Source organism: Bacillus sp. GW821-FHT01G09 (genome assembly GCF_059422205.1).
In genome coordinates, this window is the sequence record NZ_JBWKWL010000002.1 from 291,063 (window position 1) to 312,974 (window position 21,912).

The window sequence follows — 21,912 nt, forward strand, 5'->3', positions numbered from 1 at the left end:
TCCTTGCGGGAAAGTGGTTTTTTTATTTATCAGAGGGGGAATGATTTGTGAAGTTTTCAGAAGAATGCCGCAGCGCAGCCGCAGAATGGTGGGAGGGGAGCTTTGTCCATCCGTTCGTTCAAGGAATCGGTGACGGAACGCTTCCGATTGACCGTTTTAAATACTACGTACTTCAAGATTCCTATTATTTAACGCATTTTGCAAAGGTGCAGTCATTTGGCGCAGCTTATGCGAAGGACCTTTTTACAACGGGGCGGATGGCAAGCCATGCCCAAGGTACATATGAGGCGGAAATGGCGCTTCATCGCGAGTTTGCCGAGCTGTTGGAAATCAGCGAGGAAGAGCGTAAGGCGTTTAAGCCGTCTCCTACAGCGTACTCTTATACATCCCATATGTACCGTTCGGTTTTGAGCGGGAATTTCGCAGAAATCTTAGCGGCCCTGCTGCCATGCTACTGGCTTTATTACGAGGTTGGTGAGAAATTGCTGCATTGCGATCCTGGGCATCCGATTTATCAAAAGTGGATTGGGACGTACGGCGGTGACTGGTTTAGACAACAGGTTGAGGAGCAAATCAACCGCTTTGATGAGCTGGCGGAAAACAGCACGGAGGAAGTGCGTGCCAAGATGAAAGAGAATTTTGTCATCTCCAGCTACTATGAATATCAATTTTGGGGAATGGCCTATCGAAAAGAAGGCTGGTCTGACAGCGCCATAAAAGAGGTGGAGGAATGTGGAGCTTCACGCCATAACGGATGACAGCAAGCCGGTAGAAGAGCTAGCGAGAATCATCATTACGATTCAGAATGAAGTTGATTTTATTCATATTCGGGAACGCTCAAAATCGGCGGCGGATATTTTGAAACTGCTCGAGCTTATTTTTGAAGGCGGTATAGATAAACGAAAGCTGGTGATGAACGGGCGCGTGGATATTGCACTTTTCTCTACTATTCACCGCGTGCAGCTGCCAAGCGGAAGCTTTTCACCGAAGCAGGTCAGAGCCAGATTTCCACACCTTCATATCGGGAGGTCGGTGCATTCACTGGAGGAAGCGGTTCAAGCAGAAAAGGAAGACGCGGACTACGTGCTGTTCGGCCATGTGTTTGAAACGGATTGCAAAAAGGGTCTTGAAGGCAGAGGAGTATCTTTGCTGTCAGATATCAAACAGCGGATTTCCATCCCGGTTATAGCCATCGGGGGGATGACGCCGGACAGGTTAAGAGACGTAAAACAAGCAGGGGCAGACGGCATCGCTGTTATGTCAGGAATTTTCTCTTCCGCTGAGCCCTTGGAAGCAGCCAGACGATATTCCCGCAAGCTAAAGGAGATGCGCTATGAAAAGGCATTATGAAGCAGTGATTATTGGAGGCGGAATTATCGGTTCCGCGATTGCTTATTATTTGGCAAAGGAAAACAAAAGCACCGCATTGTTTGAAAGCGGAACAATGGGCGGCAGAACGACAAGTGCCGCTGCCGGAATGCTGGGCGCCCATGCCGAATGCGAGGAACGTGACGCGTTTTTTGATTTCGCTATGCACAGTCAGCGTCTGTACAAAGGTCTTGGAGAAGAGCTTTATGCATTATCCGGTGTGGATATCAGGCAGCATAACGGCGGTATGTTTAAGCTTGCATTTTCTGTAGAAGATGTGCTGCAGCTGAGACAGATGGACGATTTGGACTCTGTCAGCTGGTATTCAAAAGAAGAGGTGTTAGAAAAAGAGCCGTATGCGTCTGGTGACATCTTTGGTGCATCTTTTATTCAGGATGATGTGCATGTGGAGCCTTATTTTGTTTGCAAGGCATATGTGAAAGCAGCAAAAATGCTTGGGGCGGAGATTTTTGAGCATACGCCTGTCCTGCATGTCGAACGTGACGGTGAAGCCCTGTCCATCAAGACCCCTAGCGGAGACGTATGGGCTAATCATGTTGTCGTTGCCAGCGGAGTGTGGAGCGGGATGTTTTTTAAACAGCTCGGACTGAACAATGCTTTTCTCCCTGTAAAAGGGGAGTGCCTGTCCGTTTGGAATGATGATATCCCGCTGACAAAAACGCTTTACCATGATCACTGCTATATCGTACCGAGAAAAAGCGGCAAACTGGTTGTCGGCGCGACAATGAAGCCGGGAGACTGGAGTGAAACACCGGATCTTGGCGGATTGGAATCGGTTATGAAAAAAGCAAAAACGATGCTGCCGGCTATACAGAATATGAAGGTGGATCGTTTTTGGGCGGGACTCCGGCCGGGAACAAAGGATGGAAAACCGTACATCGGCAGACATCCTGAGGACAACCGTATTTTATTTGCGGCGGGCCATTTCAGAAATGGGATCCTGCTTGCTCCCGCAACGGGCGCTTTGATCAGTGATCTCATCATGAATAAAGAGTTCAACCAAGACTGGCTGCACGCATTCCGAATTGATCGCAAGGAGGCGGTTCAGATATGATCCTACAGCTGAACGGTAAAGACGTGAAGTGGGAAAAAGACACAGGTACAATTCAAGACCTGCTGGCGTCGTATCAGCTTGAAAATAAAATCGTTATCGTGGAAAGAAATAAAGAAATAATCGGGAAAGAACGCTATCACGAGGTTGAGCTTTGTGATCGTGATGTCATTGAAATTGTCCATTTTGTAGGAGGCGGATGAGCATGTTAACAATTGGCGGAAAATCATTTCAATCAAGATTGCTGCTGGGCACGGGGAAATACCCATCGTTTGACATTCAAAAGGAAGCAGTAGCTGTTTCCGAGTCTGATATTTTAACATTTGCTGTGCGGAGAATGAACATCTTTGAAGCATCTCAGCCGAATTTTCTGGAACAGCTTGATTTATCCAAATATACGCTTTTGCCGAATACAGCGGGCGCCAGCACTGCTGAAGAAGCGGTTCGGATTGCAAGGCTGGCAAAAGCGTCAGGCCTTTGTGACATGATTAAAGTTGAAGTCATCGGATGCAGCCGTTCCTTGCTGCCTGACCCTGTTGAGACATTAAAAGCGTCTGAACAGCTTCTTGAAGAAGGCTTTATTGTGCTCCCGTACACGTCGGATGACGTTGTGCTGGCGAGAAAGCTGGAAGAGCTCGGCGTTCATGCCATCATGCCGGGTGCATCTCCGATTGGATCAGGACAAGGAATCTTAAATCCTTTGAATCTGTCGTTTATTATTGAACAGGCGAAAGTGCCGGTCATCGTGGATGCTGGAATCGGCTCGCCTAAAGATGCGGCATACGCAATGGAGCTTGGAGCGGATGGCGTACTGCTCAATACGGCTGTATCGGGAGCTGACGATCCTGTGAAAATGGCTCGTGCCATGAAGCTCGCGGTGGAAGCAGGACGCCTTTCTTATGAGGCGGGCCGAATCCCGCTTAAGCAATACGGAACGGCAAGCAGTCCGGGAGAAGGTCTTCCTGTATGACGGGCAGGTATTCAAGGCAGGAGCTGTTTGCTCCGATCGGCCCATCCGGCCAGAAAAAATTGAAAGAAGCGCGCGCCGTGATTATCGGCGCCGGCGCGCTCGGAACAGCCAGTGCAGAAATGCTGGTGAGAGCGGGAGTCGGCTCTGTGAAAATTGCCGACAGAGATTATGTTGAATGGAGCAACCTCCAGCGCCAGCAGCTTTATACAGAAGATGATGTCAAAAAAGAAATGCCGAAAGCAGCCGCTGCGGAGCGCCGTCTCCGTTCGATTAACAGCGATGTTGATGTGACCGGCCTTGTCATGGATGTGACAGCAGAAAATATCTTCGAGCTGATTAGGGATGCATCGATTATTGTGGATGCGGCTGATAATTTTGAAACCCGCCTGATCGTAAATGATGCTGCGGTAAAGGAAGGGATTCCTTTTCTTTACGGTGCCTGTGTAGGGAGCTACGGCCTCACCTTTACCGTGGTGCCGGGTTCTACTCCTTGCCTGCATTGCTTGCTCGATACACTTCCGATTGGCGGAGCAACATGTGACACAGCCGGCATCATCAGTCCGGCTGTTTTGCAGGTAGCAGTCTTTCAGGTAACAGATGCACTGAAGCTGCTGACGGGAGAGGAGTGCGAGCCGGTGCTGCGCTCTTTTGATTTGTGGAAAAATGAGCGGTCAGAAGTGAGAGCAGCCAGTCTCAAACATGACGCATGCCCAAGCTGTGGCACAAAGGATTTTCCGTTTTTGTCATATGAAAATCAAACAAAAGCGGCTGTATTGTGCGGTAGGAACACGGTGCAGATCAGATCATCTATTACGAAAGAAGCGGATCTTGAAGCGCTTGCCGCTCAGCTGAGGCAGGCCGGGCTTGAAGTAGCTGCGAACCCGTATTTAATTTCCTGCCGCTCGGATGATATGAAAATGGTGCTGTTCCGGGACGGCAGAGCTTTGATCCATGGAACAAATGATATTGCCCGGGCAAAATCCATTTATCATAAATGGATTGGGTAATAAAAGGAGTGTAGTGTAATGAGTATATATAAAGCATTGACAATCGCCGGATCAGATTCAGGCGGCGGCGCAGGGATACAGGCTGATATTAAAACCTTTCAAGAGCTTGATGTATTCGGAATGTCTGCGATTACGGCGGTAACCGCTCAAAATACGCTTGGCGTTCACGGTGTGCATCCGCTGACTGTAGAGACGTTGAGACAGCAAATTGACGCTGTTGCTGAGGATTTGAGACCGGATGCAGTTAAGACGGGAATGCTCTGGAATGCCGACATGATTGAAGAAGTGGCAAGAAAAATTGACGAGTACGGATTCAATCGTGTAATTGTTGATCCGGTTATGATCGCAAAGGGCGGGGCATCCTTGCTGCGTGATGAGTCAGTTGCCACCTTAAAGGAGTTGCTCATTCCAAGAAGCTACGCGATTACGCCGAATGTCCCGGAAGCAGAAACGCTGACAGGAATGACAATCAGCTCGCTGGATGACCGGAAAAAAGCAGCGGAGCAGCTCGTCAAGATGGGTGCGCAGCATGTCATTATCAAAGGCGGGCACCAGCCTGAAGACAATCACATTACTGACCTTCTTTTTGATGGCAGCATGTTTATGCAAATCACCCATCCTTATATCAATACGAAGCATACACATGGCACAGGCTGCACCTTTGCTGCGGCTTTAACGGCCCAAACGGCTAAAGGAGACAGCATCCATCAGGCATTTGAGATTGCGGCCAACTTTGTCCGCGAAGCGGTGGAAAATACGCTCGGCATCGGATCAGGACACGGGCCGACAAACCATTTCGCTTTTAAACGAAACAGCTTAAATACAAGCCGATGAGATCACCAGCTGATGGTGATCTCTTTTGCGTTTGCTACGGTATGCGCTTTTCATCTGGACAAGGTTATGATATGATAGGAATTAAGATCAGGTACTAATACTATGTCTTTATTAAATATAGGAGGCTTTATACATATGAATTTTTCACTTGAAGGCCGCAACATTGTTGTGATGGGGGTAGCCAACAAACGCAGCATCGCCTGGGGCATTGCGCGTTCTTTACACGAAGCGGGTGCACGTTTGATTTTCACATACGCTGGTGAACGCCTGGAGAAATCCGTTCACGAGCTTGCCGGAACATTAGACCGCAACGATTCCATCATCCTCCCTTGCGATGTTACAAACGACGCAGAAATCGAAACTTGCTTCGCAAGCATTAAGGAGCAGGTCGGTGTAATCCACGGTATCGCGCATTGTATCGCGTTTGCCAACAAAGAAGAGCTTGTCGGCGAATATTTAAACACAAATCGTGACGGCTTCCTTTTGGCTCATAACATCAGCTCATATTCTCTGACTGCTGTTGTCAAAGCGGCACGTCCGATGATGACTGAAGGCGGAAGCATTGTCACTTTGACGTACCTTGGCGGAGAGCTTGTGATGCCAAACTACAACGTCATGGGTGTAGCAAAAGCTTCTCTTGATGCAAGTGTGAAATATTTAGCTGCTGACTTAGGAAAAGAAAATATCCGCGTCAACAGCATTTCTGCCGGCCCGATCAGAACATTATCTGCTAAAGGCATCAGCGATTTCAACTCTATCTTAAAAGACATCGAAGAGCGTGCACCGCTTCGCCGCACGACAACACCTGAAGAAGTGGGCGATACAGCTGCGTTCTTGTTCAGCGATATGTCCCGCGGGATTACAGGTGAAAATCTTCACGTTGATTCAGGTTTCCATATCACTGCCCGCTAAGCAGGATCTATATCAAGCAATCCCGAATAGGGATTGCTTTTTTATTTCTTCTGATTTTCAGCTTTCTGTCATATAGATAGAATATGACACAATCGGAGGGATGAAGATGTCTAATAAGAAAAGAAACGCGGATAAAAAACCGCTCATGTATATTGTTCAGCCGGATTATGCAGAAACTACAAGGTCATCCATGCAGGAGATTGTCATCAAAAGAAAGGCCGACAAACCCGCTCCGCCAAAAGCTGAGGAAAAGCCGGCTTACCATGAGAAGCAGCAGGAGGAAGCCGTGGCACAGGATGTCCTGCAAGAAGACCAAAAGCCTGCAGCCGAACCAGTGAGTCAGCAAACACAAGAGGTGAGAGAGCCAGAGAACATAAAAAGCCAGGAGGAACAGAAAGCAGAGCCGCAGGCCGTAGAAGAAACCGTTGAACACGAGCCCCCGAAAGCAGAAAAAAAGGAAGAGCCTGCACTTGAGGCCCGGAAGCCTGAGAAAGAACCGGAAGCTGTCCATAGTGCTGATAAAGCGGAGGAAAAAGCACCTCCGGCACGAAAAGTGAAAAAACCGATGAGCAAGATGACGATCCACGAAAAAATTGATTTTTTAACAAAGCTGCCTCATAACATGCCGAGAGCGCTTTGTTTGATTGAAGCCAATGGAAGAACGTACAGGGGCGTAATTGTCGGAAGAAGAAATGATTCCGTCCTGCTTCGAACAACCGGAAACGGAGCCCCAACCGAACTGGCAATCGATGATATTACCTCTTTGCACCCGCTCGGTTTTTAACGAAAAAGAAAAAAGCTGCCCGGCTGATGTTGCCGGACAGCTTTTTTACATAGAGAAAAGCCTGCAGTCCTGCAAGCTTTTCCAGCTTATGATTAATGATGATGTGTACGATTGATTAATCGAGGATTTAAGCAGTTGATTGCGCAGAAGCAGTCTAAGTCAACTTCAATACAGTAGTTCGTTTTTTCGAGTCGGAACACTTCACACACCGTATCTTTATCGGTGAAGTCCAAAATGTGTTTGTGTTCGTCAAATGCGATTAATAATGACAGTGTTGCGCAGCTTCCATGCACTCTTTCGACCCTGAAAAATACTGTATTAAAGCAAGGGCCGTTATCGAGTTCGCCGACATTTCCGAAGGCGACTAATGGCGTTGATTTTGATGTAAATATTGCAAAAGGCACTGTGTCGCCTAACGAATGGCTTACAGATAAAAGCTTAGAGTGGCAGCCGGTCGGGCAGTCTTCTTCAACAGCGTTTTGCAGATCTTCAATATTTTCTACAGCTTCACGCACGCAGCTTGATGTTTTCTGGCTCATATTATCCCTCCTGCCTTATAAATTTGAGACTGGCGAAATGATGGAGAGTCAGCTGCCTCACGCTGGAAGCAGCTGAATGATTTGCACCTGTAATAGAGTTTGGAAGGGGATTCCTCTTTACAAGTGTTTATCCATTGTGATGATGCTTTTTATCTTTATGAGGCGATGTTCTGTCAACTAGCTCTGGTGACAGGCACTGAATCGCGCAGAAGCATCCGAGATCGACTTCAATGCAGAAATCTGTTTTTTCTAGCCCGAAGAAATCCGGGTCGCAAGGGTGGCAAACACTTAAGGTATCGCCTTTGACATCGACCGGGCGTAAAATAGAAAGTGTTGCACAGCAATCGCATAATTTTTCGACGCGGAAGAAAATGGATTCAAAGCATTGCATATCATCCACAAATCCCCCTACGTTTCCGAATGTGGAGAACAATCCGCCTTTTTTATCGAAAACGAGAAACGGAATTGTGTCTTTTCCAGCAATCGTAGGGTTTAAAAGGTTGGTATAGCAGCCAGTCGGACACTGTTCTTCAACTGCCTCCTGCTCTGCTAAAATCTTTTCCACTGCATCGCATACACAGTTCTCATGCCGGCCATGGGTTTTTCCGCAGCTCATTGATTTCAGCTCCTTCTTTATAGGGTATTTGACTTTAGTCCTTAACAACATATGTACCCGTGCCCCACTTGGTGTGGGTGAACGTCTATATATTCATCATATGCTTGGAAAATAAGAAAAAGCAGAGCGTTTTTAGCTCTGCTTTTAGGTTCTAGAGGACAAGAGTGATAACTAGGATGGCTACGAGTGTATTTGTTGCTGTAGAGATAAGGGTTGCGATATCGGCATCTACTGTTGTGACGTTTACGCCGCGGGAACATTCGATGAGAAGTTTTTGGCGATTTACTTGTTTGTTGGCTGTAAGCTGTAACAAATCTTGTGCGACTAATTCGGCAATTACGCCGTCTGCAATTGATGTCAGAGTTGCCGTTACGACAGCGGCATTAAGTGCTGTTACAACTGATGTTACGGCTTGAACGTCTGTAGATGTAACATTGATGTCACAAGAATCTCTAATAATAATCGTTTCATCTGAAACTTGTTTGTTGAGATTTGCTTGAGCTAGATCTTGGTCGATGAAGGCGTTGTCGTTGCCAAAAAAACCATTGCCATTACAGCAAACGTCGCAATGACATTTTCTTTCGTGTTTTTCTTTATCTTTCTCTTTGTCATCTAACGGATGGTCACAGTCAGGATCAAGTGCAACCCAAGAATATGGTCTGCTTTCCATATCTATTCCTCCTTTTCTTTTACTGTTATTAAATGAGCGAGCCTCTTATTTTGACTGAGTCATATATCCTGATGAAGAACCCTATTTTTTTTATGATTGGCTAATTGTTATCGTTTTTCCGTCTTTGTCTGATCTGTTCAATGAGCTGCTCTCTGCGGCTTAGCGGTTTTGTGTTTTGCTCTTGCACGGCTGCTTCTTCTTTTTTCTTCTTTTGGTTTTCTATTAGCGCTTGTGATTTAGCTTGTAAGTCTTTTACAAGATTTAAGAGCATTTCTTTTTCTTCGTCTGATACTTTTTTCATTTTGTCTTTCGTGACACCATGTTTAGAAAATATATTTTGGACCAGCATTTTCGTCATTGGATCAACTTCTGGAAGCTTTGCAAGCTCTTCTTTGAATTTATCGTTATCTGACATTTGTTTTCACCTCGTCTTTTAAGTTTGTGAAAAAGAAAGGGTTAAAGGACGTCAAGTTCACTAAGAATGCTGTTTAACACCTGAAGCAAGATTTGTACAAAGGTTATTATCTCGTCTGCAGACAAAGTAATTTTGATGTTGCGGCTGTTGATAATTTTAATGATGGTTCTTTTTTTGATTTGTGAGCTATCGAGAATAAGAATTTCACTTGCCACTGCGTCAGCCAAATCCTCGTCGGCGATGACGAGCTGAGTCGCCACGATAATCATGGTTGTCACAAAGGCTTGTATAGAAAGGGCAGCTGTTATATGTGACGTGTCAATTGTGATATTTTCGCAATCAATCACTTCGATCTGCTGTTCGAATTCGCTTGATAATTGCTCAAATATTGCAGGGTGCAGGGATTCGACTTTTTCTTCAAATGACATAACCTTCACTCCTTTCTTATCCATACTCTATATAATGCAAATGGGGTGCAGAGCGGAATAATAAAAATAACCAATTTTCTGCCGGACAAGATACAATTCATGAAGAATAGGGTTTTGGCATATATGTGAAGGGATCATGATTGGCAAAGGAGTGAACGAGTGGTTATAAATGGGCTGACAATTGTTCTTCTATCGCTTGCGGTCTTTCGGCTCGCCCGCCTGCTGGTGTTTGACACGATTATGGCGCCGCTTCGCAGTCTGTTTCATGAAGAGAAGGAAGAAAAGGATGCGGACGGGAATATTCAAACCTATATCGTGATTAAGGGAACCGGTGTCAGGGCGTTTATTGGTGAATTACTGAGCTGCTATTGGTGCACAGGCGTGTGGTGCGCCGGCTTTTTGATTTTATGCCAGGCGTTGATCCCGCAAGCGGCGCAGTGGCTGATTTTACTTTTGGCGATCGCCGGCCTTGCCGGCATCATAGAAACGCTCGTATCAAAATGGCTGCAAGAATAAGGCGTTACCACCAGCAACTTTCTGTCAGAATACGCATAAAGTAGCATATATGACATAAGGAAAGGAAGGGGACAAAAATGAATCAACATAATAAACCTTCCCAAAAATCTCCATATACAGATTCATCGTATCAATCAAAAAAGATAAAAAAGAAAGGCTGCGGGTGCGGAAATAAAAAGAAAAAGCCTCAATAGCCTGGCAAAGAAACCGGAGAACTCCGGTTTTTTGTTTTTTTAACGGGGCGGCCTCGCTCAGCATATATCATAAGCGGGGGGATAAAAGTGAATGAGTTTGAAAAATGGATAGAAGGAAGATATGAACCACACGAACAAAAGCAAAAAGAGTATGAAGACACGATGGGCCGTATCAGAAAAGACTTGGATGCATTTGATAAAGCCGGTCTGGAATTTGAAGATGAGATTGAAGAGCTGGCTGAAAAAACGGAGGCCTTACTTAAAAAACATCAAGCTCAATATGATCAATCGTAAATCCGCAAACGCCCTATGCGAATATCCAAGCCGATCCAAGCAGCTCACATAGTGTATAGAGAGTAAAGGAGGTGCTTATCTATGGGCTTTGGATACGGATTCGGCGGCGGCTACGGCGGCGGCTGTTATGGCGGTTATGCTGGCGGTTACGGCGGCGGCTATGGTTCAACATTTGTTTTGTTGGTCGTATTATTCATTCTCCTCATCATCGTAGGTGCATCTTTCTTTTAAGATGTATTGAGGAAGTACGGGTTATAACCCGTGCTTCCTTGCCTTGTGTTTATTTTTAAAAATGTTGGAAAAGCACATTGTATTATGTGCATTCATACAATACCGTATTACTCCGCCAAAAGGAGGCGCATTATGGATAATCAATTTTTTAAGAACATCGAAAAGAAAACAGGTGTGAAGATGCAGGATGTAATGAATCTTGCCGGATCACTCCAAAACGCTAATTTTAAAGATGAAAATACAGTCCGCAGTGTGATTAACCGCGTAGCGCAGATGGCAAACAGACGCGTGCCAAAAGAATTAGAAGATAAAATTGTGGAATCTATTACAAGCGGAAAAGAAAAGCTTGATTTTGGCACGATTTCTAAAATGATGGATAATAAATAAGTGGATGGCCTGGCTGACTCACTGCAGCGGGCCTTTTTTTACCGTAAAAACCCGGCAGTAATCTGCCGGGCTGTTAATGATGCAAGGGCTGTCTTGTTTTCTGTAGCAGGGGATACAAAAATCTTGAGCGGTTGGCTGTTTTGCCGCGCCTGTTAGCGGGGCAAGACAAATATAAATGCTGTTTCGCCCGGGTCATGGCTACATATAAAAGGCGTCTTTCCTCCTCAAGAGCGGCCTCGTCTCCTTTTCTTGCCGTTTCTAATGAGAAATCGTGCGGAATCGAGCCGTCTACAGTGCCTAACACGTAGACTGTTTTGAATTCAAGGCCTTTTGACCGGTGAATGGTCATCAGCTGAACGCCATGTTCATCCGTTCTGTTTTTCTCAGCGGCCCTCATATGGTCTACGTGGGCAAGAAAGTCAGGAATCGTTTTGAACTTCTTGGCGACAACCTTGATGTCGCGCAGGTCATCGGAACCTTTTTCCAGCTTGTTGCCCTCATTGCCCCGCTTTTTTAAATACTCGGAGAAGCCCATTTTTCCTTCTGCAAAGGTGATGGCTTCTACGGGTTTCATTGTGCGGAGGCTTGCGAAAAACGGTACGATTTTCTTGATTTTGTCCAGCTGGAATGGCTTCAGATCAGGCAATTTGGCCAGCGCTTTGATCATGGTACAGTCCTCTGTAATCGAGAGGGCCTTCAGCGTATTCAAAGCGGACTGTTTTAAAAACAAGGCGGGAAGCAAGTGTTTAATCGCCTCGGTGTCATCCTCATTTTGGCTGGCATACAAGTAGGCGAGAATCTGGCGGACGATCCGTCTGCTATAAAACGATTGGACGCCGCGGTCAGCTGTATACGGAATTGATGATTGATGAAGCCTTTCATAAATAGCACGGCCTCCGCTGTTTGTGCGGTAAAGAACCGCAAAGTCTTCTGGACTGGCTCCATTTTGAATTTTTTCTTTGATATCGGAAACGACCATTGTGGCTTCTTCCTCTTCATCATAAGGATAAAACAGCACAGGGACCTGTATGTCATCGCGGGCCGCTTCAAGCGTTTTGGCATATCTGTTTTTGTTCTTTTTCACGACGATATCAGCACTAGAGACGATCGGGTGCGTAGACCTGTAGTTCGCAGTTAAATAGATCGTCTTCGCTCCCGGATAATCCTTTTGAAAATCAAGAATGAAAGATGGATTGCTTCCGCGAAACGCGTAGATGGACTGGTCATCGTCTCCGACACAGCACAGGTTTTGCTCCGGGCTGGCGAGCATTTGCATGATTTTGTATTGAACCGGGTTAATGTCCTGAAACTCATCAATTAAGATATACGTAAACCGAGATTGATATTGTTCCAGAAGGTCAGGTCGCTCGATAAACAATTCATAGCAGGCTGAAGCCATGTCATCAAAATCAAATTGGCTGTGTTCTTTTTTCTGGCGTTCATAATGTTCATATAAACGATAAACTTGTTTTTCCCACTCATCTTTTAGAGGGATGCGTTCATTTGGGACATAAGTGTTTTTCCAAAAACCGATCTGCTGCAGGGCTTGGTCAACTGGGAATTCTTTCTCATCGATGCCCTCTTCATAGAGTGCTTTTTTGATATATTGTTCCCGCTGCCACTCCATTTTCAGCAGATGCTCACCGTTCCATTTAGCAGAATTAGAGTGATACAAGATCTTATAAAACAGACTGTGGAATGTTCCTGTCACAAGTCTTCTGACTTTTGCCGGCTGTAATCCGTACTGGTTCGCCATACGCTCTTTCATTTCAGCGACAGCTTTTGTTGTAAAGGTGACAAGCAGCATATTTTCAGGCGGTATGCCTAAGTGTTCGATCATGTGGGCGGCACGGGCTGTCAGCACCCGTGTTTTTCCGCTCCCCGCACCTGCAAGCACGAGCAGCGGGCCCTCTGTTTCCGTGACAGCTTTCAGCTGATCCGTGTTTAAACCGACAGACGGAAAAAGGCTCGTATCGGGTTCTATTGTTTTTGGCACAAATGGTGTTCCTGGTTTAATGCTTCTAGGACGGTGCCATTCCGTAACAGCTGGGGACGGGTCAGCGGCGATCGCTTTTCCCTTGGGTAAACGAATGACACCAGATTCCTGATCGTCTTCTTTTTTTTCCTCTTTAGAGGGCTTCGGTTCGCACGCCTCCTCACATGCCGGAAAATCGCCTGGCTGGCGATGGATAAACTCTGGCGGATCGGCGATGTTAAGCCGTAACAAAACGGGCTTTCCGCAATGAGAACAAAATAAATGTCCTTTTATTCCCTCTTCAAAGAGGAATTGATAATGTTCTCTCGAATATGTATGTAAATGTATGATTCTATCATTCAGTCGGGCGCATTTCAAAAAGGGGTCCTCCCAATCAAAAGGTGTTCATTACAGACAATGACTATCATATCAAAAGAAATGTGTTTCAAAAAGTAAGTTTAAGGGAAAAGAGACAGCAGAGGGGTGGGTATTGTATGATATATGCAGGTCAAATTCAGAACCAGCAATACGCTCAATATGCTAATAGAACGATTGGACATAAGCAGGATTATGCCGGAACCGAAAAAATCAGCTATGTCCCGTTTCAGCGGGTATACAAAGAACTGGAAAAGCAGCAGGAGAATCAAACGGCCGCTGAAAGAAAAGTAAACGAGATGAAACGTAAGCGCTCTCTTTATAAGAGGTTGCGAGAAAAAGGAATGGGCACATATATTAATCGATATGTATAAAAAACCGTTCATACCAGAGAACGGTTTTTTATATGCGAAAAAAATCCGGATCTCAAAAGATCCGGATGCGTTCAGTCCTTCATCATTTGTAAGTGCGGAATGCCGGCATCGAGGAATTCTTTTTCAGAAAGCACGCGATACCCGTGTTTCTTGTAAAACGGCACAGCCTGTGTTTGCGCGTTTAAAATGAAACCGGAAGCGCCTCCGTCTGCCGCGGCTTTTTCGAGCGCTTTCATAATGATGCCGCCGACACCGGCTGAGCGGTGGCTTTTCAGTACGCAAATGCGCTCTAACTTGCCGTAGCCGTCCTTCATGCGCCATCTTCCGGCACCGACAGGCTTTTCACCGTCATACACGACGATATGCTCTGACTCATTTTCAAGTTCGTCAATTTCTTCTTCAGCAGGCACGTTTTGTTCTTTGACAAAGACTTCTTCTCTTACATAGAATGCATCTTTCAGTTGTTCTTCATTTTTTGCGATAACTGCTTTCAAACATTATTCTCCTCTGCCTAGCAAGAAGGTTTCATATACTGTCCACGATCCGTTTTCCAGCTGGTAAAGCAAGTGGAAACGGTCAACGATTTCTTCATGCGACACTTCCTGCATTTTTAATTGTCCCAGCACATCTGAATGCTCATCGTCGGAAAGGTTTTGGCCGACCGTCACATGCGGAACGAAATTATATTCCTGTTCTCCTGCCAACACACCGGTGTATAGCTTTTCATTGAGTGTTTTTAACTCTTCCGTCGGTTCTGCTTTGATGTAAATGACATTATTGACAGGCGCAAATGAGCTGTATTTTGTCATTTTGAGAACGAGTGGGTGGGACTCTTTTGCGATGTTTCTTAAATGTGATACGAGCTGATCCGCTTTCTCCTCCGCGCATTCAAAGGATGCTCTCAGCGTCAAATGAGGCGGGATCAGAGAGTAGCTTGGGTCATAGCGCTTTCTGTAAGAGTTTGCAAGGTCTTGGAGCTTTTTTGATGGAAATAAAACGATTCCGTATTTCATATTATGTCCCTCCTGGAAATAAAGTATGATAGAGTGTTAAAGCATTTTTTTCAGCGCCGGGGTGATGAGCGGCTGCCAGTATGTCCATTTGTGGTCTCCGTCAAATGGCTCAAAATAATAATCGGAAAGCTTCTTCTCCAGCAGCTGTTTCAGCTCCTGGTTCGGTTCTGTAAAGTCCAGAATGTTCCCGTCTGTCGTGTGGACGTCAGTTTCTTTTGTTCCAATTTGGTGATAAATAGAGAGGTGTTTGATATCATCTGACTGATTCACGGCTTCTAGTATATGTTTGTCAACATAGGGAGACTGCATGATGATGTTGCCAAACATATTCGGATAATCAAGCGCTGTCATAAGTGATACGGTCGCTCCGAGCGAATCACCGATCAGGGTTCGGCCGTAACCGATCTGATAGGTTGGATACTCATCATCTGCAAAAGGAACGAGCTCATGGGCGATGAACCGTTTATACGCCGAAAATTTTGAACCCTCCGGATGATAGGTGTTTCTGCGCTCTTTTACATCCTTATAGGGAACACCGATAATAATGCACCGGTCTATTTCGTGTTTCGACAGCAATTCCTCAACCTGTCTGCCGATTCTCCCCAGCCTGAAATAATCGTGGCCGTCCTGTGCGATAATGACATGGTATTTATAAAGCGGGGAGTAGTTGGACGGCAGATAAACAAGTAAGGTCATTTCCTCGTTAAGCTCTTTTGAAAAGAATTTCTTTTCTTGCACTGTGCCGTTTTTCGGTGCCATAAAAACATTCCTCCAGGACATCACTATACTTTCTTGCATTTTCAATTATTGTACCATGAATTATTAGAAATTTCTCTCTTTAAACGGTTCGGAACACGAAGAAAAAAGTGTTGAAATAAACTGTGAATTGCGCTAATATAAAACAATCAGAAAATTGAAATCGATATTTCTTATCGTGAGAGGTGGAGGGACTGGCCCTTAGAAACCTCAGCAACCGGCTTGTTTTGCATGTGCAAAGCGCCAAGGTGCTAAATCCAGCAAGCGTTTTTTATGCTTGGAAGATAAGAAGAAGCGTTAAACCCCTTCTTCTTATGAAGAAGGGGTTTTTATTTTGAAAAGGGAAGGTGTCAGCTATATGTCACAGCACGTTGAAACGAAATTAGCCCAAATTGGGAACCGTAGCGATGAAGTCACGGGAACAGTGAGTGCTCCAATTTATTTATCAACAGCATACCGCCACAGAGGGATCGGAGAATCTACCGGATTTGATTATGTCCGCACAAAAAATCCGACACGCCAGCTTGTTGAAAACGCCATCGCTAACTTAGAAAACGGCGCGAGAGGGCTTGCCTTTAGTTCGGGAATGGCTGCTATCCAAACGATTATGGCGCTGTTTAAAAGCGGAGATGAATTGATCGTTTCATCGGACCTATATGGCGGCACGTACCGTTTATTTGAAAATGAATGGAAAAAATACGGATTGACTTTTCATTATGATGATTTCAGCGATGAGGACTGTTTACGCTCTAAGATTACGCCGAATACAAAAGCGGTGTTTGTGGAAACGCCGACAAACCCCCTCATGCAGGAGGCGGACATTGAACATATTGCCCGGATTACAAAGGAGCACGGTCTTCTGCTGATCGTAGATAATACATTTTATACACCGGTCTTGCAGCGGCCGCTTGAGCTGGGAGCTGACATTGTCATTCACAGCGCAACCAAGTATTTAGGCGGGCATAACGATTTGCTTGCTGGACTTGTCGTGGTGAAGGATGAGCAGCTCGGAGAGGAAATGTTTCAGCATCAAAATGCGATTGGCGCCGTCCTGCCGCCATTTGATTCGTGGCTTCTGATGAGAGGAATGAAGACGCTGAGCCTCAGAATGCGCCAGCATCAGGCAAACGCGCAGGAGCTTGCGGCGTTTTTAGAAGAGCAGGAAGAAATTTCGGATGTGCTGTATCCCGGAAAAGGCGGCATGCTGTCCTTCCGTCTGCAAAAAGAAGAATGGGTCAATCCGTTTTTAAAAGCACTGAAGACCATTTGTTTTGCAGAAAGTCTCGGCGGGGTGGAAAGCTTTATTACATACCCTGCGACCCAGACGCACATGGATATTCCTGAAGAGATCCGCATCGCAAACGGGGTGTGCAATCGGTTGCTGCGCTTTTCTGTCGGAATTGAACATGCGGAAGATTTAAAAGAGGATCTAAAACAGGCATTATGTCAGGTCAAAGAGGGAGCTGTTTCATTTGAGTAAACATAATTGGACGCTGGAAACCCAGCTCGTGCACAATCCATTTAAAACAGACGGCGGAACCGGGGCGGTCAGTGTACCGATTCAGCACGCCTCGACTTTTCACCAATCTTCATTTGAAGAGTTCGGGGCATATGATTACAGCCGCTCTGGCACGCCGACAAGAACAGCTCTTGAAGAAACAATTGCCGCACTGGAAGGCGGAACAAGAGGATTTGCTTTCAGTTCAGGCATGGCTGCCATCTCAACAGCATTTTTACTGCTGTCACAGGGTGATCACGTTCTTGTGACAGAAGATGTATACGGCGGAACCTTCCGTATGGTGACAGAGGTGCTGACCCGGTTTGGCATTGAGCATACGTTTGTCGACATGACGGATCGTAATGAAGTGGCGCGGAGCATCAAGCCGAACACAAAGGTCATTTATATGGAGACGCCATCAAATCCGACACTTGGGATTACGGATATTAAAGCAGTTGTTCAGCTTGCAAAAGAAAACGGCTGCCTGACCTTTCTGGACAATACATTCATGACACCGGCACTGCAGCGTCCGCTTGATCTCGGCGTGGATATTGTACTTCACAGCGCGACAAAATTCTTAAGCGGACACAGCGATGTGCTCTCAGGTTTAGCTGCTGTCAAGGATGAAGAGCTTGGGAAGCAGCTGTATAAGCTGCAAAACGCGTTCGGCGCCGTCCTTGGCGTGCAAGATTGCTGGCTCGTGCTGCGCGGCTTAAAAACGTTGCAGGTCCGTTTAGAAAAAGCGAGCCAAACAGCGCAGCGGCTTGCGGAATTTTTCCAGAAGCACCCGGCGGTCAAGCGCGTGTATTATCCGGGACTGGCTGATCATCCCGGCGCTGAAACCCATAAAAGCCAGTCAACGGGAGCGGGCGCCGTGCTATCTTTTGAGCTTGAAAGCAAAGAGGCCGTTAAGAAGTTAGTCGAGAATGTGTCACTTCCAGTCTTCGCTGTCAGCCTTGGCGCCGTGGAATCGATTTTGTCCTATCCGGCAACGATGTCTCACGCGGCAATGCCTAAGGAAGAGCGTGAAAAACGCGGTATCACTGATGGCCTGCTCCGTCTGAGTGTGGGCGTCGAACATGCAGACGATTTAGAACACGATTTCGAACAAGCGCTGAAAGAAATTGCTCCAGTTGCGGTTCGTTAAAAAAGAAGCCGGGGATGGCCCGGCTTCTTTTATTATTGTTCGTCATCAGGATTCAGAATCGCGAGGACTTGATGATCCTCCCAAACGCCATTAATTTTTACATTTTTTCGGGCGATGCCTTCTTTATGAAATCCCGCTTTTTCTAAAACACGCATGGACCCGAGATTACGGGGCATCACACCGGCTTCAATCCGATGCAGTTTCAATTCGTGGAACGCATAATCAACAACCAATCTGACTGCCTCTGTCATAATGCCCTTTCCATTATGGGCTTTGTCTAAAAAATACCCGATGAACGCAGTTTGCAGCGCGCCACGGATGATTTGAAAGAGCGAAACCGTCCCGATTAATCTATCGTCTGACGCTGTAAAGATGCCAAAATGATATTCTTCATCTTTCTCAAGTCTTTCCTGATACTCGGTTATTCGTTTTCTTTGCCCCTCAACCGTATAGTAATCGTCTGCGCGTATCATAGAAAACTGTTCGAAAAAATCCCGATTTTCGCTTTGCAGCCGTAAATTTTCTTCGGCATCCGTTACTTCTAAAGGTCTAACATAAATGGTTTTTCCTTTTAACATACAGTGATCTCTCCGTTCTCAAGTCAGCATTCCTCTTACATTATTCTCAGGGAAATGCAAATATCCTTTTTATAAGAAGGAAGAAAACCAATTTCCCATAAAAGTGCCAACATAGTTGCCGATTAAGTAGCCGAGCGTACCGACAAGCATGATCGGGGCGACAAGCTCCCTCCATCCCTTGGCAATTGCCATCGCAGCCGCAGTCGTCGGTCCCCCGACAGTAGCGTTGACGGCGAGCAGAATTTCTTCAAGCCGCACACGGAACAATTTTCCGGCAGCTAAGGAAACCGCTAAATTGCTAATCGCAATGATAAACACGAATAATAGAATAAGAGGCGCATTCGTGACGATTAAGCGGAGATCTGCAGGAATGCCGATCACCACAAAAAATAAATAAATCAAAAAGGTTCCAAGTTCCTGAGATCCATTGAGCCTTTCAAAAAAACGCGGGAAAAGAAAAATGATAAGAACAGTTAAAGATGTAAGCACCAGGTACTGGTCGCCAAGCGTACCGGTCAGCAGGGGATGAGAAAAAATGCTTTTAAAATAACCGGAAACCTTCATACTAACCGCAACAAGTGCGAAAGCGGCACCGGCATTAAAAGCGATATCCTTTAAGGAAATATCCTTCCGTTTCCAATAGCTTTCAGCACTGTTTCCGCTGTTTTCATCGGCTTTTACCTTCTCTTCAAACGGCATGGCATAATGCCGCTGAAACCATTTAAGTGCAGGAATGCTGATTAAAATAAAAAACAAAAGCGCCATCATAAAATTATCAGCCACAACGGTAGCCGACACATATTCACCAGGCGTCTCAAATTTTCCCGCCATCGCCGCAAAGTTGACCCCGCCGCCGATATAAGAGGCGCTGATCATCCCACCGATTTTATCGAGATAAGGAATATGCTGTTTGAGAAGAAAAAAAGCTAGAATGCTCCCAAGGACAGTGCCAGCGGAGCTAATCAGAAAAATAAACAGCAAACGCCTGCTTTCCTTAAAAATTTGCCGAACATTGATCTGAAACAATAAAAGTGGTATCGCCAGCGGCACCACATAAGACCACACAGTATCATACACAGGCGACTCAACAGGAAGCACTCCTACATTTGTAAACACCATAGCACCTGCCAGCGCGATAATAGCACCCGACACAGCGGACGCCCACTTAAAGCGCTGCTCCAGCCCGATGCTCACTGCCGCCCACACCGCAATAAACCCCCACAATACCCATGCATCATCAGAAGAAATCAAAGAATGCAAAACCCCATCACCTCTATTGTTAGAAAATTAAGACATATTATAATAGCCGGGGAACGGAACAGCAAGTCCAAAAAAAGTTTTTCTAAAAAAGCAGTTGACGAATATAAGGGAAGGTTATATAATAGAACTTGTCAGAAAGACAACAACATACCCAGCAACACATACATATCATGATTCCGTAGCTCAGCTGGGAGAGCGCTACCTTGACAGGGTAGAGGTCGCTGGTTCGAGCCCAGTCGGAATCATACACGATTCGAAACGGTAGGAAAACGTTGATATAACGGCATTCCTACCGTTTTTTGTTTGCGTTGACTTAGTCGTATTAAGGCGCAGGGTTGCGGTGGGCCGTTACCGTGTTTGAACGTTTCTTACTCTATTAAACCGGAATAGGGGGCGTTCTTTTTTTATGGATAATATTCGTAAGGGTAACCGATTAAACGAACACGCAGGCGTTAACTTCGTGATCTCGGTACTTAGACGGATTATTTCAGTCGTTCATCACGATAAAAACAGCCGAAGGGAAAGCGAAAGGAACGTTACAACAGTATCGCGATAATTATAAATCTTTTACTACGTTTCTTGACGAATTCGATATACCTCGTTCTCCTACGGTTATTGACCGAGATACAATACGACACTACATAAACTATATGCGCAATGATTCGGTGCAATTTAAGGGGAACGTTTATATATCAGATGAGGAAAAGAAGCGAGGTCTATCAGATAGCACGATAAATACGCGCTTAAAAACGTTGCGAGTGATGTATAACACCTTAGAGAAGAGCGAAGGGCTTATTGACAATAACCGGTAAGAACCGATATTTCCATTTCGATAAAGTGTCGCGTTAAATTAAGAATACGTGCGCGAGCATCAAGAAAAGTTTTAATGTCGCCGGCTGACCATACTTCTACGCGCTTATTTTCCGTTGGCAAGCTTATTTCGCGAAGTATTTCGAGATCAAACGCACCTTTGCGCGAAGATTTCTTTAGCACCTCGCCCACTATTCCGAAAGTAGCTCGGATGGTTTTGCCGGCAAGATTGTGCTCATTATGTAGCTGATTAACAAACGCCTGCAAAACTTCTTCGGTTATATCCGCAATTTAAATGTCCTAAATACGGAAGGGTATTGTAATCGATCTGCTGCCGATAGTTTTACGATTGTACTAGGGCGCAGACTGACCCGCTTAGCCTCGAACCAATGCTCGATATACTATGCGAATAATGCTTTAATGGGAGTGTGCTTTATATATTTTTCTTGTTCTAGTTTGGAGATGATTTTTGCTATAGATTCTTTAGCTTCTTTTTGGTACTAAAACCACCTCGTTTTATCTGTCTTCTTTTACCTGAGTATAGGTGTTTGCTGCTTCTATAATGAAATAATATTTCACTGTATTTTTATTCTTCTTAATATTAGTCATTGTTCTCCTCGTTCTATGTTTTTTTAAACTGATCTGGAATTCGGTATGGTAAAAAAGACGCCGATTATTCAGCGTCCTCTTCCGCGGCTTCCTTAATTTCGAATAGTTCCTCCACCTCTACTTCGAGCGCCTTCGCTATCGAGAAAACGTGCGAATCTTCGTGGCGACTGTTCTTATCGAACCGCGATATCGAACCTTGCGGAACGCCCGATGCTTCCGAAAGCCTTACCTGTGTCCATCCCTTCGCCTTCATTACGGTATTGAGACGGTTTAATTTCAT

29 protein-coding genes, 1 tRNA gene and 1 riboswitch are annotated in these 21,912 nt (G+C 45.5%); of the genes, 18 read left to right on the forward strand and 12 right to left on the reverse strand.

Going from position 1 to position 21,912, the window contains the following annotated elements:
- The first annotated feature begins 47 nt into the window (after positions 1-47).
- The 9 genes from tenA (at position 48) to cotO (ending at position 6,947) form a co-directional block, all read left to right on the forward strand.
- Positions 48-758, forward strand: coding sequence for a thiaminase II (gene tenA / locus AC07VD_RS06885; RefSeq protein WP_014476446.1), 711 nt, complete (start codon positions 48-50; stop codon positions 756-758).
- Positions 733-1,350 (forward strand): thiazole tautomerase TenI, encoded by a 618-nt coding sequence (tenI, locus tag AC07VD_RS06890; RefSeq protein ID WP_015715674.1) that lies wholly within the window; start codon positions 733-735, stop codon positions 1,348-1,350. The genes tenA and tenI overlap by 26 nt, the downstream gene beginning before the upstream one ends.
- Entirely contained in the window at positions 1,334-2,443 is a 1,110-nt protein-coding gene (gene thiO, locus AC07VD_RS06895) for a glycine oxidase ThiO (protein WP_494721667.1), read from the forward strand. Before tenI ends, thiO begins: the two co-directional genes overlap by 17 nt.
- Positions 2,443-2,643, forward strand: coding sequence for a sulfur carrier protein ThiS (gene thiS, locus AC07VD_RS06900; RefSeq protein WP_072173897.1), 201 nt, complete (start codon positions 2,443-2,445; stop codon positions 2,641-2,643). The genes thiO and thiS overlap by 1 nt, the downstream gene beginning before the upstream one ends.
- Complete coding sequence (gene thiG, locus AC07VD_RS06905) at positions 2,640-3,410, forward strand: thiazole synthase (protein ID WP_010886483.1); 771 nt, start codon at positions 2,640-2,642, stop codon at positions 3,408-3,410. Before thiS ends, thiG begins: the two co-directional genes overlap by 4 nt.
- Positions 3,407-4,417 (forward strand): thiazole biosynthesis adenylyltransferase ThiF, encoded by a 1,011-nt coding sequence (gene thiF, locus AC07VD_RS06910; protein ID WP_124059727.1) that lies wholly within the window; start codon positions 3,407-3,409, stop codon positions 4,415-4,417. The genes thiG and thiF overlap by 4 nt, the downstream gene beginning before the upstream one ends.
- 18 nt (positions 4,418-4,435) lie before the next feature.
- Complete coding sequence (thiD, locus tag AC07VD_RS06915) at positions 4,436-5,251, forward strand: bifunctional hydroxymethylpyrimidine kinase/phosphomethylpyrimidine kinase (protein WP_024572871.1); 816 nt, start codon at positions 4,436-4,438, stop codon at positions 5,249-5,251.
- Positions 5,252-5,386: 135 nt separating this feature from the next.
- Positions 5,387-6,163, forward strand: a complete 777-nt coding sequence (gene fabI / locus AC07VD_RS06920) for an enoyl-ACP reductase FabI (protein WP_003232896.1) — start codon at positions 5,387-5,389, stop codon at positions 6,161-6,163.
- Positions 6,164-6,263: 100 nt separating this feature from the next.
- A complete protein-coding gene (gene cotO / locus AC07VD_RS06925) occupies positions 6,264-6,947 on the forward strand; it encodes a spore coat protein CotO (protein ID WP_128737751.1) in 684 nt (227 codons plus the stop codon).
- A gap of 92 nt (positions 6,948-7,039) precedes the next feature.
- On the opposite strand, the gene cotZ is transcribed toward cotO, so the two are convergent.
- The 5 genes from cotZ to cotV all read right to left on the reverse strand — a co-directional run bounded on the left by cotZ (position 7,040) and on the right by cotV (position 9,615).
- Positions 7,040-7,486, reverse strand: a complete 447-nt coding sequence (gene cotZ, locus AC07VD_RS06930) for a spore coat protein CotZ (protein ID WP_003244982.1) — start codon at positions 7,484-7,486, stop codon at positions 7,040-7,042.
- A gap of 127 nt (positions 7,487-7,613) precedes the next feature.
- Positions 7,614-8,102: a spore coat protein CotY gene (cotY, locus tag AC07VD_RS06935; RefSeq protein WP_003239243.1), complete on the reverse strand. Its 489-nt coding sequence runs from the start codon at positions 8,100-8,102 to the stop codon at positions 7,614-7,616.
- A 151-nt stretch (positions 8,103-8,253) separates the two neighbouring features.
- Entirely contained in the window at positions 8,254-8,772 is a 519-nt protein-coding gene (cotX, locus tag AC07VD_RS06940; protein ID WP_003244668.1) for a spore coat protein CotX, read from the reverse strand.
- Between the two features lie 100 nt (positions 8,773-8,872).
- Positions 8,873-9,187 (reverse strand): spore coat protein CotW, encoded by a 315-nt coding sequence (gene cotW / locus AC07VD_RS06945; protein ID WP_024572403.1) that lies wholly within the window; start codon positions 9,185-9,187, stop codon positions 8,873-8,875.
- Between the two features lie 41 nt (positions 9,188-9,228).
- The gene (cotV, locus tag AC07VD_RS06950; protein ID WP_003244871.1) at positions 9,229-9,615 is read right to left on the reverse strand and encodes a spore coat protein CotV; all 387 of its coding nucleotides are present in this window, start codon (positions 9,613-9,615) and stop codon (positions 9,229-9,231) included.
- 159 nt (positions 9,616-9,774) lie between these two features.
- Between cotV and yjcA the strand changes: the two genes are divergently transcribed.
- The 4 genes from yjcA to spoVIF all read left to right on the forward strand — a co-directional run bounded on the left by yjcA (position 9,775) and on the right by spoVIF (position 11,237).
- Positions 9,775-10,131: a sporulation protein YjcA gene (yjcA, locus tag AC07VD_RS06955; RefSeq protein ID WP_003232879.1), complete on the forward strand. Its 357-nt coding sequence runs from the start codon at positions 9,775-9,777 to the stop codon at positions 10,129-10,131.
- A gap of 281 nt (positions 10,132-10,412) precedes the next feature.
- Complete coding sequence (locus AC07VD_RS06960; RefSeq protein WP_017695696.1) at positions 10,413-10,619, forward strand: hypothetical protein; 207 nt, start codon at positions 10,413-10,415, stop codon at positions 10,617-10,619.
- Between the two features lie 81 nt (positions 10,620-10,700).
- Positions 10,701-10,850: a sporulation protein YjcZ gene (yjcZ, locus tag AC07VD_RS06965; protein ID WP_003232872.1), complete on the forward strand. Its 150-nt coding sequence runs from the start codon at positions 10,701-10,703 to the stop codon at positions 10,848-10,850.
- Positions 10,851-10,982: 132 nt separating this feature from the next.
- Complete coding sequence (spoVIF, locus tag AC07VD_RS06970; RefSeq protein WP_003232870.1) at positions 10,983-11,237, forward strand: sporulation-specific transcription regulator SpoVIF; 255 nt, start codon at positions 10,983-10,985, stop codon at positions 11,235-11,237.
- 73 nt (positions 11,238-11,310) lie between these two features.
- On the opposite strand, the gene AC07VD_RS06975 is transcribed toward spoVIF, so the two are convergent.
- Positions 11,311-13,590 carry an ATP-dependent helicase gene (locus AC07VD_RS06975; protein ID WP_494721668.1) on the reverse strand — a complete coding sequence of 760 codons (2,280 nt, stop codon included), beginning with the start codon at positions 13,588-13,590 and terminating at the stop codon, positions 11,311-11,313.
- Between the two features lie 116 nt (positions 13,591-13,706).
- Here AC07VD_RS06975 and AC07VD_RS06980 point away from each other — a divergent pair, with 116 nt between their 5' ends.
- Entirely contained in the window at positions 13,707-13,961 is a 255-nt protein-coding gene (locus tag AC07VD_RS06980; protein WP_003232866.1) for a hypothetical protein, read from the forward strand.
- A 71-nt stretch (positions 13,962-14,032) separates the two neighbouring features.
- Here AC07VD_RS06980 and AC07VD_RS06985 read toward each other — a convergent pair whose 3' ends face one another.
- The 3 genes from AC07VD_RS06985 to AC07VD_RS06995 are packed head-to-tail and all read right to left on the reverse strand — an operon-like array spanning position 14,033 to position 15,733.
- Positions 14,033-14,455, reverse strand: coding sequence for a GNAT family N-acetyltransferase (locus tag AC07VD_RS06985; RefSeq protein ID WP_003245407.1), 423 nt, complete (start codon positions 14,453-14,455; stop codon positions 14,033-14,035).
- A 3-nt stretch (positions 14,456-14,458) separates the two neighbouring features.
- Positions 14,459-14,974 carry a YjcG family protein gene (locus tag AC07VD_RS06990; RefSeq protein ID WP_003232861.1) on the reverse strand — a complete coding sequence of 172 codons (516 nt, stop codon included), beginning with the start codon at positions 14,972-14,974 and terminating at the stop codon, positions 14,459-14,461.
- Positions 14,975-15,010: 36 nt separating this feature from the next.
- Positions 15,011-15,733, reverse strand: a complete 723-nt coding sequence (locus tag AC07VD_RS06995) for an esterase family protein (protein WP_086343711.1) — start codon at positions 15,731-15,733, stop codon at positions 15,011-15,013.
- Positions 15,734-15,900: 167 nt separating this feature from the next.
- A riboswitch (SAM riboswitch) is annotated at positions 15,901-16,021 on the forward strand.
- Positions 16,022-16,088: 67 nt separating this feature from the next.
- On the opposite strand from AC07VD_RS06995, the gene metI reads away from it, so the two are divergent.
- The gene (metI, locus tag AC07VD_RS07000; protein WP_494721740.1) at positions 16,089-17,210 is read left to right on the forward strand and encodes a cystathionine gamma-synthase/O-acetylhomoserine thiolyase; all 1,122 of its coding nucleotides are present in this window, start codon (positions 16,089-16,091) and stop codon (positions 17,208-17,210) included.
- Positions 17,203-18,375 (forward strand): cystathionine beta-lyase, encoded by a 1,173-nt coding sequence (gene metC / locus AC07VD_RS07005; RefSeq protein WP_021479530.1) that lies wholly within the window; start codon positions 17,203-17,205, stop codon positions 18,373-18,375. Before metI ends, metC begins: the two co-directional genes overlap by 8 nt.
- A 32-nt stretch (positions 18,376-18,407) precedes the next feature.
- Here the strand turns inward: metC and AC07VD_RS07010 are convergent, their stop codons facing one another.
- Together AC07VD_RS07010 and AC07VD_RS07015 are read right to left on the reverse strand one after the other, a co-directional pair.
- Positions 18,408-18,953 (reverse strand): GNAT family N-acetyltransferase, encoded by a 546-nt coding sequence (locus tag AC07VD_RS07010; protein ID WP_003232852.1) that lies wholly within the window; start codon positions 18,951-18,953, stop codon positions 18,408-18,410.
- A 69-nt stretch (positions 18,954-19,022) separates the two neighbouring features.
- Complete coding sequence (locus tag AC07VD_RS07015; protein ID WP_494721669.1) at positions 19,023-20,213, reverse strand: DUF819 family protein; 1,191 nt, start codon at positions 20,211-20,213, stop codon at positions 19,023-19,025.
- Positions 20,214-20,385: 172 nt separating this feature from the next.
- Here AC07VD_RS07015 and AC07VD_RS07020 point away from each other — a divergent pair.
- Both AC07VD_RS07020 and AC07VD_RS07025 read left to right on the forward strand, forming a co-directional pair.
- A tRNA-Val gene (locus AC07VD_RS07020) sits at positions 20,386-20,458 on the forward strand.
- Positions 20,459-20,716: 258 nt separating this feature from the next.
- Positions 20,717-21,025: a phage integrase SAM-like domain-containing protein gene (locus AC07VD_RS07025; RefSeq protein WP_456528910.1), complete on the forward strand. Its 309-nt coding sequence runs from the start codon at positions 20,717-20,719 to the stop codon at positions 21,023-21,025.
- 671 nt (positions 21,026-21,696) lie between these two features.
- Here AC07VD_RS07025 and AC07VD_RS07030 read toward each other — a convergent pair.
- Complete coding sequence (locus tag AC07VD_RS07030; protein ID WP_456528755.1) at positions 21,697-21,912, reverse strand: helix-turn-helix domain-containing protein; 216 nt, start codon at positions 21,910-21,912, stop codon at positions 21,697-21,699.